This is a genomic window from Paenibacillus sp. GCM10012306, from assembly GCF_042649265.1.
In the GTDB taxonomy this organism is placed as follows: Bacteria; Bacillota; Bacilli; order Paenibacillales; family Paenibacillaceae; genus Paenibacillus_AQ.
The window spans coordinates 34332-48084 of the sequence record NZ_JBHRYW010000012.1 but is presented as its reverse complement, the minus strand read 5'-3'; the positions used below and the strand labels follow the sequence as shown (position 1 = coordinate 48084).

The window sequence follows — 13753 nt, the reverse complement described above, 5'->3', positions numbered from 1 at the left end:
CTTCTTTTCATCTTTCTTGTCCAAAAAAAATCGAAATGTAGGATAACTTATTTCCAAGAAATCCTCGAATTAATTGCGATTATCCGATGAATAGTTGGACTCCGTAAACCTCATAATAGAGCTGGAACTGCGAGATGACGAAGCTGAACCTGGACCCTACGAGCTTGTACATTCCCTAATGGAGCGTTCGACGATCTGCTCCACAAGTCCCCATTCGAGCAACGTAAAACGTTCTTGCACTTGATCGTCAAGAAGATGAACCTGGATGGCAAGCCAAGGTCAAGGATGTAGAACTCAGCTTCAATTCAGAGACCAAAAAGCATTTTTTAAGCGTAGCCCCTTCCGCAGACAATATGGCGGAAAGGGCTTTTCCTTTATCCCTCAAAAAACGATAAAAATCGCCAAACCAGGACTTTTGATGTAATATTATATAGACTGGAAGAACTGAGACCTTCACCCAACCGATGGGTACTAATTACCTATGACTAGGAGGGGAAATGTTCATGACGTTTGAAAGAAGACATTATGTACCCGTTGTAAAATGGAAACAAGGAGAGCAGAGGGCTCTAGAAGTCCTCACTCCCACCTCGAAAGAAAGAATTACACCTCTTATTGAGATCGCTCCCATCGACTGGGACTTTGAAAATGAGATGCCAAAGAAAACGGTGGACGAGCACCTCGTCAATTTCGGAGAAACTCTGGTACGCTCTTGGCCTCACAAAGCCTTCATCGACCTTCTATACCTTCATCCATCTGAGAGAATGACGTCCGGTTTACATCCTCTGGCGTATATTTTACAAGAAGCACGAGCGCGTCATAATCCTCTCGTCCCTGTTACAAGCTCCGAACGTGATGCGGATTATAATGCAGAGGTAGTGGCTTCGAACCAAATAGATCACTTAGGTGCCGCAATCAGAATAACCGAAAGAGATTTTGATTCTCTTCAACCAACCATTGATTCGCTTCTGGGAGCTTTACAAATGAGCCCAGAGCAAATTGATCTCGTTGTCGACTACGGCTATGTTGAGCCTGCACTTTTAACGAGAACCACACTATTCCTTACCGGATTAATTGACAATCTCCCATATTTGCATGCATGGAGGAATGTCATTTTGTGCGGAACAGGATTCCCTAAGAACTTATCCGATGTGAGCGCAAACTCTGTCGATCAAATTGACCGTGCAGAATGGATAATATGGAAGAGGATTTTGCGAGCAGGCACCGTAAACCGCGATCCAATTTTCGGGGATTACGGTATCTCCAACCCTGAGCCATTTGAGGGTGACCCCCGCTTCATTAACATGAGTGCGAATATCCGATACACTGCTGATGATAAATTCATTATATTCAAAGGTCAGATTACTAGAAGATACGGAAGCGCTCAGTATCATCAGCTTGCCAGCCAAGTTGTAAGTCATCCTGAGTATTCGGGTCGCAATTTTTCAGCAGGTGATCTGTATATAGACGATGTAGCCCAAAATAATGATGGCCCCGGGAACGCCACAAGCTGGCGCAAAGCCGGGACCAATCACCATTTAATGTACATCGCTAATGAACTCTCCACCGTGACCTTGCCTTAAGTCTCTTCCGCACCTCGTCTTGAAGATCCCTAAGCTCGAGTTGCTCCGCAAGTGCACCCCATAATACTTGTCGAGGCTTGCTAAGTAACCCCTTTTGCAAGCCTCTTTCTTTTAACACAGAAAGTGCTTCTTCTCTCCAAAGCAACTGTGCAAGCGCAATGGGATCAATACTTGGATTTTGATGAGGCGTTCGGTATGGTAAGAAGTAGACTATTCCATCAGCATCCATTTCCGCCTTGATTATCCCCCACCATTTAGGAATAATATCCTCAATTCCTTCGATAAAACGAGAAGCAGTCAAAATAGTAACTGTATCAAAAACTCTATTATATGCATCGGTTTGTCTGGGTAATCGTTCCAAAGTGTCGCTCTCACTTTTGATTTCATAACCATTGATTGCTCCATTTACAACAGCGACATCGATCCTTGCATCACCTTGGCATAAGCCAAGTTCATCAAGAATCAAAGTATCGGGCTCATTTTTGTGCTCTTCTCGAAGAACCGAATGAAGAGAGGCGCGTATATCAATATCCCGAGTCTTCATCGTCCCTCAACTCCTCAAATAAATACATTTTTTACATTTCAAACAACTAAACACACACCACTATTTTAGCACATGGTACTAATTTTTGAACAGCAGAATAATTGGAAATACTTCTCTCAATGAACCTAATTTTAGTGCTTAACCAAGCATACTCAGCCAAAAATTCGCCCTACTTATGATACGGTTCACCGCGTTTGATCTTCAACTCTCCTGCCCGTTCGTATTATGAGATCAACCAGTTCTTTCTGGTTGATCCTTTTTCATTTGCATAGAGGATTAAAGTAGCCTGGTCGAACGTACCTGCCCGTGGGACTTGATCCCGAGAGCTATAATGTTCACCCCTACTTGTCATGACCATGATTGAGGCTGGTTGGGACGTAAGATCCCGTATAACAAGCGATGCTATGAAGCGACAAGAAGATCAACCTTAGGGGATGCCGGTGAATCTACACTTAGATGGGGAGATGAAATGAATCCAGTTATCGGTCTAGATATTTCTAAAGAAGAAAGCCATGGACAAGCCTTTCTAGAGCGCGGAAAGCCATCGGCTTAGGAAGTCTCAACTTCGTAAAGTAAAGACGGATGCTGCTGACGCTTACCTATTGGGAGAGCTGTACTACAAAGAAGAATTTGAACCTTATAAAAAAAGAGGTGTGCAACTTCTCAATCTGCGCTATCTTACAAGACAATATGAATCTCTTTCAAAGATGTGTGTACAGACTAAACTACAATTCCAAGCTGTTTTAGATCAGGTTTCCCCTGCATACAAAGGTGTCTTTGGAGCTATGTATTCCGGTATTTCATTACGGTTTTTAAGTGAATTTGCAACCTCCTATTCAGTATTGCAGACGGATGAAGACACACTCAAATCTAAGATGAAAGAACTGCTTTCTTCAAAACGGGGGCGTTCAGAGGACTGGATTAACCAACGGGTGCAACGGCCGCTAGATGCGGCAAAACAAAACCTATTTCAGCAAACCATGTATGCAAGCCACTTAATCAATTTGAAAGTCCTTATTACCCTCATTCTTCAGTACCAAGAGCATCTTACTGGATTGGAACAGAACATAGAGCGATGCTTTTCTCTCCGCCTGTTCAATTATTGCAGTATTTCTGCTTTGTTAGTTATACGCCTTTTCCTTGCGTGAAGTAAAAAACAAACGGCACGGAGCTTTCCCATGCCGTTTTGAATTCCATTTTTATTCCCGTTCTTACCTTTGAGCCTAACTTAATAACATTGCCTGTTTGGGTGTCCTTATTGTTTTTCTAAGTTTTGCTTGCTAAGCGACTCTATTCAGCATCATTCTGCTCTTCCAGCCATCTCAAAATCACTTGGTTTGTTTCTTCCGGCTTTTCTTGCTGGATCCAATGACCGCAATCCAGATTGACCACTTCTGCATTAGGCACGAACTTTGTCAGGTTTTCAGACCTCTGGACCGTATCCCGGTCACCATAGATCATGAGGGTCGGCTGTACCATAAAAATGAAGGGGGTTGCGATTTTGGATGAACTGTTTCATCCCTTCTTCATTTAGCGATTTGATTTATGCAGTACCAAAAATCCTTTTAACGATTCTTTTGTTATTTATATTTCCTTATTCTTCAATATTTTCTTGAAATGTTGAAATTTTAACCCTTCTTCAGATGAAGCGATCAATATTCCAAGCCTTCTTAATCGTGTTTCTTCTTTCTTGGCGCTCATTACCCACCAGATAGAATCTCTTTTATAGGATGGTGATAAATTAGTGAAGAATAGCCAGGCTGATTGATTTGCCTTGATTTGTTCTTCATATTCTTTGGCAAGTTCCACGTTTCTTTGTTCAGAGGAATAGCCTTGTGCATCGGTTCTGTTGTTAAAGACGTGCATTCCTTCTGGTCTCATCTTTCCAAGCTGTATTAGTGCTTTTACCTTCTTTACGTTCACAGCACTCCATACACTATTTACTTTGCGCGGAGTAAAGCGAATCTTATAGCTTTGTTTATCAATGGTTTTTCGTATACCGTCAATCCACCCAAAACAAAGAGCGGCATCTACTGATGCAGACCAAGTAAGGCTTGCACGCCCTGTACTTATCCCAAAATAGCCTACCCAAATTTCACTAGCTTCAGCATGATGTTCTTCTAACCAATCGTTAAACTCTTCTTGGTTGTTGAAAAAAACTACATCTCCCATTGTTCCAGCCATTTTAAAATCGCTTGGTTTGTTTCTTCCGGCTTTTCTTCCTGGATCCAATGACCGCAATTCAGATTGACCACTTCCACATTGGGCACGAACTTTGTCAGGTTTTCAGACTTCGCAACCACATCCCGGTCGCCGTAGATCATGAGGGTCGGCTGCTGGATGATTGGGTTCACTTTCGCCAATAAGCGCCAGTTACGGTCAAGGTTCCTGTACCAATTTATGCTGCCCGTGAACCCTGATGTTTCAAAAGCGGAGACGTAAACGGCCAGCTCGCTTTCGCTCATTACGGGCTCACCGAGCGGTGTTTCTGCCCTGGCGAGATTGATCAACGCCATACCTGGCTCAGGTGCTCTGAGAGGCTCGTTCTTCCGGTACAGGTTGCGAAGGAACCTGTATGTATTGTCTTCGAATACGGCGTCCGCGACGCCTGGCTGTCGATTGAAGTGGACGAAATAGAAATCGCCGCCAAGTATTTCTTCCATGAACTCGATCCAGGGTTTTTCTCCGCGCTCTTGGTAAGGCAAGCTCAGATTTATCACTTTATTGACGCGGTTTGGATGCAACAAGGTCAGTCCCCAAACGACGAATGCACCCCAGTCATGACCGACAAAGGTAGCGTCCTCGTATCCATAGTGATCGAGAAGCGCGATGAGATCACCCGACAAGTGTTCAATGTCATAGTCTGTTACTTCGGTCGGACGGGATGAGTTGCCGTAACCCCGCTGGTTGGGGACGATGACATGGTAGCCCGCTGCGGCAAGTGCGTCCATCTGATGGCGCCAAGAAAAGGCATGCTCTGGCCAGCCATGACAGAGTACAATAGGTTTTCCTAAATTTTGTCGGCCTGCTTCAAAGACTTCGAGTTCCACACCGTTGACTGAAATAAGGGTGGGCTTGGGAAAATCGGTTGGATTAAACATTGCAATTCCTCCTTCTTGTGATACATGTAGTATAATGAACAAAAGGTGACATCTAAGTGTCACCTTTTTGAAATCATGTAGAAAAACAGAGGGCAATTATGGACAAAGTGGAGAGACTCATTTCGATTATCATGATATTGCTGAAAAAAGAGGTTGTTTCTACAACGGAATTCTCACAACTATTCAATGTCTCCAAAAGAACGATCCTTCGCGATATGGAAACATTGAGCTTATCGAACATCCCGATCTACTCTGTCAATGGGGTCAAAGGGGGCTACGGCATAATGGATGAATACAAGGTTGATAAACGCCTTTTAAGCAGCTCCGATTTACAGAATATATTAACTGCGCTCGGCGGATTGGAACAAATCCTCCGTACTGAAGAAGTTGAAAGAACGATAAAAAAAATAGAGGCAATGGTTAGTCCATTGTCTCTAAATCGTTCCATTCAACTGTCGTTTTATGAATGGGAAGGTCGGTCCGAGATTCTTGAAACCTTAAAGACATGTCAAACATCCATTTTAAAGAAAAGGCTGGTTTCGTTTGATTATACAGATAAGGACGGGGCTGTAACGAATAGAATGGTCGAGCCCTATGAGCTGCATTTTAGCGAATCGAGTTGGTACTTGAAAGGATTCTGTTTACATCGACAGGGATATCGAACTTTCAAGTTATCTCGGATCGATCATATTACTATGGATGAACGCCCGTTTCATCTTAGAGACGATTGGTCAGAGCAAGGACACGAAGCAAGTTATCTACCGCAATTCGTCACGATTAAGGCATGGATATCGCCTAGCATAAAAGATCAAATCATCGAAAGGTATGGTCGAAGAAGTATTGAAGACCATAGTTCTGGATTTTTATTAGCAACCATTTATGTCCCACAAAATCGTATGGGATTTCAACTTTTAGCAAGCTTCGGCACTCATCTAAAAGTTGTAGAGCCCAAAACCTATGTTGAAGACTTTCGAAATTATTTATATCAAATGATGGAGAACTATTCCTGATAGATTTAGCATTAAAGCTTCAACCTTCAACTCAACTTTTCGCCGTCACTTATGGTACGGTTCCCCTTAATTAATCTTCACTATCCTCCCTGTTAGTAAGACCGGCCCCTCCTTGGACAGGTGCAACGAAGGAATAAGAGGTCAATGACCCGGTCACTAAGTTCTTAACACTAATAGCCCGCTGGACGGCAAAGACTCTGCCATCCAGCGGGCTTATTCTTTATGCTTAGGGATGGGGGGCAAAGAATAAAATAGGACAAGCTATTCGTACTTTTCTACTTTGGATCTCAATTCAATACTTTTATTATCTATACATCCGCTTTTACAACCATACACGTTTCCAAACGAAACTAAGCAGCCTGAGTCCCTATAAATACGGAACTCAGGCTGCTTAACATTACTTTGTATTTGTCTACTTGACAGGGGGCACTTCAATTCCCCGGTGTCTTCTTTTCATATAGGCTGAAATCGGGTGGAATTTCACATCAGTTTTACATCAAGTCTGATCTCCGCTATCTGTTCCATCAATCTTTTCAATCTGTACCATATTGAAAAACTCAAGTAAATAAAAGGTTTTATTCCACTGTTTCACTCTTCACCAATACCGCCACACACTCCACATGCACCGTATGCGGGAACATATCCACCGGCTGCACTTCCACCGTACGATACCCGCCATCCTCCAACACGCGGAGATCACGTGCCAAAGTGGAAGGGTTACACGAAACATAAACCACTTTCTCTGGCTTCATCGCAAGGATAGTTTCCAGCAGCCGAGCGTCGCAGCCTTTACGCGGCGGATCGACGACGATGACGTCGGGGGTGATGCCCTGCTCTTTCCAGTTCGGAATGACATCCTCCGATGCACCTACCTCGAACACTACATTGTTCATGTCGTTCAGGCGAGCGTTAGCCCGCGCATCCTCGATGGCTTCGGGAACAATCTCTACACCGTAGACCTGCTTGGCATGCTGCGCCAGGAACAGGGAGATGGTGCCGATGCCGCAATAGGCGTCGATGACAGTCTCATTGCCGGTAAGTCCGGCGTATTCGACAGTTTTGCCGTATAATACCTCGGTCTGTGCCGGATTCACTTGGTAAAAAGAACGCGCGGAGATGGCGAACTTCACATCCCCGATATAATCATAAATGACGTCACTGCCCCATAGGGTGCGGGTTACGTCTCCGAAAATCACATTAGTCTGCCGGGTATTTACGTTCTGGCAGATGCTCGTAACTGCTGGCAGCTCGCGGCGAATTTCTGCAATCCATTCGTCCTTGCGCGGAATGCGATCGCCGTTAGTAACCAGAACGACCATCATTTCGCCAGTAACGAAGGCTACTCTTACGACCACATGACGAAGCAGACCTTTGCCAGTCTCTTCATCATAGGCTGTAATCCCGAGTCGCCGACCGATTTCTTTGACCTGGCGGACGACATTGTCATTCTCTTCATGCTGAATCAGACAAGTCTCCATGTCGATAATCCGGTGACTGCCGCGTGCGTAAAAGCCGCCAACTAGGCCGCCCTCAGAGTCGCCAACCGGGACCTGGGCTTTGTTGCGGTAGCGCCAAGGCTCGTCCATTCCCAAAGTAGGACGAACGATAATACCGCTGGTATGAAGTGCAGCAGTTCCATCCGCAGAGTCATTACCATTGCTTACATTAGGCACCTCGCCAGCTCCGCTATCTACGCTGCTCCCGGCTGCGCTCCGTCCGCCAGCCACCCGCAGCTTGCCAATCCGCTCCAGGTTGTCCACCACCAGTTGGCGCTTCCATGCCAACTGGGCTGCATAATCCATGTGCTGCAGCTGGCAGCCGCCGCACATGTCATAGATCTCGCACGGCGGGGCGATGCGATCGCCGCTCGCTTGTTCAATCTTCAGCAGCTTGGCGTAGCCATACTGCTTCTTGGTTTTGAGCACCTTTGCCCGAATTTTCTCCCCGGGCAAAGCGCCCTGCACAAAAAGGGTAAAGCCCTCTACGCGGCCTACCCCTTCACCTTCATGGGTCATGCCGATGATATCGAGCATAACCTCGTCATTCTTGTTCACAGGCAGTCCGGCCACTTGGGCCGTGCCGTCCCGGCGGCTTGTATTACGGCCGCTGCGGTGTCTACTCATTAGTTCACATTCACTTCTTTCATGTTCTTCATTATTAATGATGCTAAATATCTGTTATAAAAAATGGATTAGAGCATTGGCCCCTATGATGGGGTTAAACGCAGCCATGTAAAATTAATTTTAACTGGAATTCCTCCAGTTAATGCTCCGTTAAACTTTATATGAGAAGATAACAACAGGAAAAGCTCCAGTTATTATTGAGTATAACTTGTGGAATCGGGTATGTGTACAGAAATAACTGGAGTTATTCCAGTTATTTCTCAGAAAACAGCTATTTGCAGAGTTTTAACGGGAATAAATCCCGTTATTCACCTACTCTACACGTGTGAAGCACGCAGATGTTCAGATGTTAGTTTGGTTCGACCAAACATTTGATCATTATCGTCTTTTGTTTAGTCACCATACTATTTATCCATTAACACACTTCCACTCATCCACCTCAGCTATTCTGCGCAAAAATCCGCAGATGCTGCGGCAATATACGGAAATGCCCTGGCAGCGAACCACCCAGTTCGCCGTCCAGATTGAGCTGGACATGGCCCGGAGAGGTAACCTCCATAGCATCTGTGCGGAAGTAGACGACCCGCTTATCTTGCAGATGCTCGCCACGAATGGTGAGGCTGACCAAGCGGATGAACTCAGCCAGGTTACACTTTTTAACTGCAATAACGTCGAACAGACCGTCGTCGATTCGGGCATCCGGGGCGAGCTTCTCGAAGCCGCCTACCGAATTTGTATTGGCGATCAGGAACAGCATGAACTCGTCATGGATGAGCTCTTGACCGTTGGCGCGGATGATCAGCTCCTGTGGAGACAGGCTGGCCATCTTCTCAATACCTTTTAAATAGTAAGCAAGCTGGCCCATCATCGTCTTCAGCCTGCTGGGTACTTCATATGTCAGCTCGGTCAGTCTGCCGCCGCCGGCAATATTAATGAAATAACGATCATTGGCTTTGCCTAGATCAATTAGTCGTGACTCTTGACGGATGATCAGATCCACTGAATCTTCCCAGTTCTTCGGAATGCCCATCGCGCGGGCAAAATCATTGGTTGTTCCCAGCGGCAAAACGCCAAGTGGAGGAAGGTTTGGCTTTTCCGCCATCCCGTTGATCACTTCATTGAGCGTGCCGTCCCCGCCTGCTGCGATGATCAGATCATAACCGCGCGCAACCGCATCCGCTGCTGCCGCCGTAGCATCACCCTCACCTGTCGTCGCATGGCAAGAAGCCTCAATACCTCCTAAATCAAGCCGGTGGAGGATATCGGCGAGCCGCTTCTTCATTTCTTCCCGTCCAGAAGTGGGATTATATATTAATCTCGCAGTTTTCATTACCGAAACGCCACCTGTTTGTATAATTAAATAGCCTTACTGATTATACCCAATTCAATACCCTACAATCAATGTCTGGGACCCGTAGGAATGGGATTTTACAACGCCCAGAAGTCGCAGCAATATAACCTTAACCTCCATAAGATCTAAATGAAACTGAAGGTGTTACCAGACCATACAGCAACCATATTCCAGCGTTCAGCAGCGGCACAGGTGCAGCATTCAGGGTAAAGAAACAGGCCGTTAGCGCTCTTACGAATCTTACTCCATACCTTACGTCACCACAAGGGAAGTCCTCTCCCCATACAAAACTCCAGGCAACCTTCGATCATATGACTTCTAAGATCAAAGCAAAAAGTGAGACCCCTGCACATCTTAAAACGACAGGTTAGCTCACTGAAATCATATCTTATAGCAATTATTAATCCAAAATAACCTATCTAAATATGTGTATGCAGCCAGGCTGCTTTTCACCACATAGTCAAACAACCAATCTCTAATTCCGGATATTCATCATTTCCCATCGTACATCGTGCTCAGCGCTCAATCCCCAGTATGCCCAGCTTTGGACAAGACAGACGTGAGCAAGGTCTCCACCTGCCGTTCAATCCATTTTGGAAAAAGGGGGTGTGGGAGCAGTGTGCGTCCAGAGTATTGATAGCCTACGCCCTCAAGCCGCTGTGGAATCACGCGCTTGGTAAAGTACCCCTCACTCAAGAAAAGCGGAGCTACCAGTACCTCATGACCTTGTTGCTGCCAATACTCGGCCTTGCTTCGAACGCTGTCGGGATTCAGCAAGGCGTAATCAGCCGCAGCAACGCCACTAACCTGTCCTACGCGCTGCGCCAGTGAAGCAATCCCCCGCTCCCAGCGCTGGCGAAAGCCGTCGTACCTACTACCATGCCCCACAAGCAGAATCGTCTCCCGCTCTGGATGAACCGACAGCTCACGCAGCTTATCCCAGAGAATGACCGCAATATCTGAATCATCATCAATGGGATCACCATAATGCACGTTAGCGGTAACCGCAAAAGGCTGTAAATCCGTCTCCAGTTCAGGCTCCGCCTTCACGCCGAGCGCATATGCTATCTCATCGACATGCGTACTTCCGGACGACACGAACAGCGGAACCACCAGAATATCCGTGACTCCCGCCGCCTCCAAGGCATGAATGCCGTCCTGGATTAATCGGCCTTCCACCAGCTCCAAAAAAGAAACCGCCACGGGAAGGTCTTCCCGCAGCGATATGCCGTTTACGGCTTCATCCACGATAGATACCCAAGCATCGTCGCGTGAACCGTGACTGATCATCAGTACGCCCGGTCTCACGAATTAGCGTCCCAAACGTTCCAATGTCATTTTATATCCATCATTGCCGTAGTTCAGGCAACGTTTGACACGCGAAATGGTCGCCGTGCTCGCTCCTGTCTCTGCTTCAATCTGGTTGTAGGTAGAGCCTTTGCCCAGCATGCGGGCGACTTCAAGACGTTGCGACAGCGATTGAATCTCGTTCACCGTGCACAGATCGTCAAAGAATATGTAGCACTCTTCCATATTTTTCAATGTTAAAATAGCTTCGAATAATTGATCCACACTTTTATCGTTTAGCTTCTTCAGCTGCATTAATTAATCATCCCCTATTGTGACTTCTGCCTCTAACTATATTGTACTGGAGCGCTTTTTTCAAGCATTAACGGTTTCACGCTGTAAAGAACGAAATCGACGGACATTTGTCCACCCCAGGTGTACATGTTTTTTTGTAATTCGCCCTCTCTCCTTTTCATCCCTGATGTTAAACCGCCTTCCCTATAGTACTACAAAAGCGTCGAAAATCAAGCGCAGACACGCTTTTTTCATTTCCACAGCCCGATATGGGCATACGCCCTTTTCCGCTCCTATCCCGTAAACCCGGGCGTTTGTCTATACCTTATGTTCGCCCATGACATACATTATAGCAAACCTCAAACGAAGGAATGTGATATTATGCCTGAGCATTACTATAATCATTCCCGCCGGAGCCACCGTTCACTGGCTAATCCGTTGAATACATCACCCTACCCTGGAATCAGTCCCTACGTACAAACTCCAGAGCTGGGAAACAGCGAATTGTTACCCAGTTTGGGTGCAGCGGAAGTAGCAGATACGGCACTGGCCCCAGTAGCCGAGGAGGTCACTACCAAAGCAGGCGGGCTTCTCGGTGGACTTGGGAATCTGGGGAATTTGGGAAATCTGGCCAACATGGAGCAGATCAAAGGCTTTGTCGACCGGATGGGTGGCATTGACGGAATCGTGAGTTCGATGGGCAAGGTCCAGAAGATGGTGTCGAGCTTTCAGCAGATGGCCCCGATGGTAAAGCTGGTCATGGGGTCCTTTGGCAAGGGAAAAGGGTCCTCCGGAGCACTGGCCGCTGAAGAGGATGCCGCTCTGTACAGACCCAAGCGCCGTAAGAAAAGATCGCCTTCCTCCGGACGACGCAAATCATCTTCCCGTTCCAGCGGCAAACGCACCACTTCCTCACCCTCCCGCCAACGTCGTCGTAAATAGCAGATACTAAAGGTCGTTGACCGGATCTGGCAGCTCGCCGAACAGCTTTGACCACGGCGGATCTCTACAGTATCTCTGCGATATCTCTACGGTTTTACTGTCTCTGCTGTATCTCTGCAATTTCTACTGTCTCTATGGTTTCTGCGTCTTAGTTTCTACGATCTCTACGGTTTCTGCGTCTTATGTGATTTCTGCGGTCTCTACGGTTTCTGCGTCTTATGGTCTGCAGTCTCTCTGGTCTCTGGTCTCTGTCGTCTCTGGCCTCTACAGCCTCTAGTCTCTACGATTCTCTGCGCTATCACTGCGCAGCCCTGCCGCTTCGGCTCCTGTCTATTGTGCACTTCTCGTCTCGTCAATTTTCGACACTTTATCAAAAAGAGGCAGCAGCGTAAATGTCCCAGGACATTTGTGCTGCTGCCTCATATATTTGTTCCACCTAGCCTATTTAAACCAGCCACTCCGCTTGAACCAAGCGATCATCCCAACAGTGAGAACTACCATGAGCAGCAAGACGCCAAAATAGCCGAAGTTCCAATTAAGCTCGGGCATGATCTTGAAGTTCATCCCATAGATTCCGGCGATCAGCGTCAACGGCATGAAGATGGTGGTGATGACCGTTAGTGTTTTCATAATAGAGTTCATCCGGTTGGAGTTCAGCGAGATATAGCTATCCCGGAGATCGGCGGTCATTTCACGATCCACCTCGATCATATCGGTCAGCTTCAACAGATGGTCATAGATATCGCCAAAATAAATCCGTTCCTCCCCATTGCTCTGCACATGCTGTGAATTGACAATCCGGTACATCAGATCACGCATGGGCACAATGGTCCGGCGCAGCTTCAATAGACGCCCACGGACATCAAACACTTGGCTCATTAACTCCTCCACGGATTCCTTGCTGCCCATACTCTCCAGATCCGCCAGCTCATCCTCGATACTATATAAACTTGGAAAATATTTGTCCACCAGCTTGTCCATCACTGAATACGCGGCAGCCATCGGTCCGCCCGACCAGCCTTTACGGCTATGAATGTCCTGCTTCACCTGCTCCCACGCTTCATTCATCTCCGTCTTCTCCTGATGATGATAGGAGACCAGAAAGTTCTTGCTGAGGAATAGGTCAACCTCTTCCGCTTCCAATGTGCGTTCATTCAGCGCATGCAGCACGAAGAACTGTACATTCTCGTAATAGTCCAGCTTCGGGCGCTGAAGCACATGCATGCAATCTTCAATCGCCAGGGGATGAAAGTGAAAATAGCTATCCAGAAGTGCCGTCTCCTCTGCTGTAGGCGCTGCAAAATCAACCCAGATCCAAGCGTAATCCGCTATTTGGATCTCTGGAAGCAGCAGCCCTGTCAGCACTTCGCCCTGATGGGTTACCGCCATCGTACGTATCATATGATGAAATCCTCCGTTCTGTCCTCGGGCCTCTGCTCTCATTGTACCGCATTCATCCCCTTCCTCCCAACTACAAAAAAAAGAGCCCAATCGACTAATGTCGATCAGACTCTTATATGA

Annotated in this window: 12 protein-coding genes and 1 pseudogene; 4 read left to right on the top strand and 9 right to left on the bottom strand. The window is 46.7% G+C overall.

Annotation, left to right across the window (positions count from 1 at the left end):
* The first annotated feature begins 503 nt into the window (after positions 1-503).
* A complete protein-coding gene (locus ACFORK_RS22645) occupies positions 504-1580 on the top strand; it encodes a beta family protein (protein ID WP_379203289.1) in 1077 nt (358 codons plus the stop codon).
* Here ACFORK_RS22645 and ACFORK_RS22640 read toward each other — a convergent pair.
* Entirely contained in the window at positions 1549-2124 is a 576-nt protein-coding gene (locus ACFORK_RS22640) for a sce7726 family protein (RefSeq protein ID WP_379203287.1), read from the bottom strand. The two genes, ACFORK_RS22645 and ACFORK_RS22640, sit on opposite strands and share 32 nt — an antisense overlap.
* A 469-nt stretch (positions 2125-2593) precedes the next feature.
* Between ACFORK_RS22640 and ACFORK_RS22635 the strand changes: the two are divergent.
* A pseudogene (locus tag ACFORK_RS22635) lies at positions 2594-3197 on the top strand (IS110 family transposase); the annotation flags it as partial.
* Between the two features lie 217 nt (positions 3198-3414).
* Here ACFORK_RS22635 and ACFORK_RS22630 read toward each other — a convergent pair.
* The 3 genes from ACFORK_RS22630 to ACFORK_RS22620 form a co-directional block, all read right to left on the bottom strand.
* On the bottom strand, positions 3415-3603 hold the full coding sequence (locus ACFORK_RS22630) for an alpha/beta fold hydrolase (RefSeq protein ID WP_379203284.1): 189 nt from the start codon (positions 3601-3603) through the stop codon (positions 3415-3417).
* 105 nt (positions 3604-3708) lie between these two features.
* Positions 3709-4308 (bottom strand): YdeI/OmpD-associated family protein, encoded by a 600-nt coding sequence (locus ACFORK_RS22625; RefSeq protein ID WP_379203282.1) that lies wholly within the window; start codon positions 4306-4308, stop codon positions 3709-3711.
* Positions 4284-5225 carry an alpha/beta fold hydrolase gene (locus ACFORK_RS22620; protein WP_379203280.1) on the bottom strand — a complete coding sequence of 314 codons (942 nt, stop codon included), beginning with the start codon at positions 5223-5225 and terminating at the stop codon, positions 4284-4286. The genes ACFORK_RS22625 and ACFORK_RS22620 overlap by 25 nt, the downstream gene beginning before the upstream one ends.
* 98 nt (positions 5226-5323) lie before the next feature.
* Between ACFORK_RS22620 and ACFORK_RS22615 the strand changes: the two genes are divergently transcribed.
* Positions 5324-6235, top strand: coding sequence for a helix-turn-helix transcriptional regulator (locus ACFORK_RS22615; protein ID WP_379203278.1), 912 nt, complete (start codon positions 5324-5326; stop codon positions 6233-6235).
* 575 nt (positions 6236-6810) lie between these two features.
* On the opposite strand, the gene rlmD is transcribed toward ACFORK_RS22615, so the two are convergent.
* The 4 genes from rlmD to ACFORK_RS22595 form a co-directional block, all read right to left on the bottom strand.
* Positions 6811-8358 carry a 23S rRNA (uracil(1939)-C(5))-methyltransferase RlmD gene (gene rlmD / locus ACFORK_RS22610; RefSeq protein WP_379203276.1) on the bottom strand — a complete coding sequence of 516 codons (1548 nt, stop codon included), beginning with the start codon at positions 8356-8358 and terminating at the stop codon, positions 6811-6813.
* Positions 8359-8797: 439 nt separating this feature from the next.
* Positions 8798-9688: a diacylglycerol kinase gene (locus ACFORK_RS22605; RefSeq protein WP_379203274.1), complete on the bottom strand. Its 891-nt coding sequence runs from the start codon at positions 9686-9688 to the stop codon at positions 8798-8800.
* Between the two features lie 543 nt (positions 9689-10231).
* On the bottom strand, positions 10232-10999 hold the full coding sequence (locus ACFORK_RS22600; protein ID WP_379203537.1) for a sirohydrochlorin chelatase: 768 nt from the start codon (positions 10997-10999) through the stop codon (positions 10232-10234).
* A gap of 21 nt (positions 11000-11020) precedes the next feature.
* The gene (locus ACFORK_RS22595; RefSeq protein ID WP_066379478.1) at positions 11021-11311 is read right to left on the bottom strand and encodes a YerC/YecD family TrpR-related protein; all 291 of its coding nucleotides are present in this window, start codon (positions 11309-11311) and stop codon (positions 11021-11023) included.
* Positions 11312-11671: 360 nt separating this feature from the next.
* Here ACFORK_RS22595 and ACFORK_RS22590 point away from each other — a divergent pair, with 360 nt between their 5' ends.
* Entirely contained in the window at positions 11672-12232 is a 561-nt protein-coding gene (locus ACFORK_RS22590) for a tyrosine protein kinase (RefSeq protein WP_379203271.1), read from the top strand.
* Between the two features lie 441 nt (positions 12233-12673).
* On the opposite strand, the gene corA is transcribed toward ACFORK_RS22590, so the two are convergent.
* Entirely contained in the window at positions 12674-13633 is a 960-nt protein-coding gene (gene corA / locus ACFORK_RS22585; RefSeq protein WP_379203269.1) for a magnesium/cobalt transporter CorA, read from the bottom strand.
* Between the last annotated feature and the right edge of the window lie 120 nt (positions 13634-13753).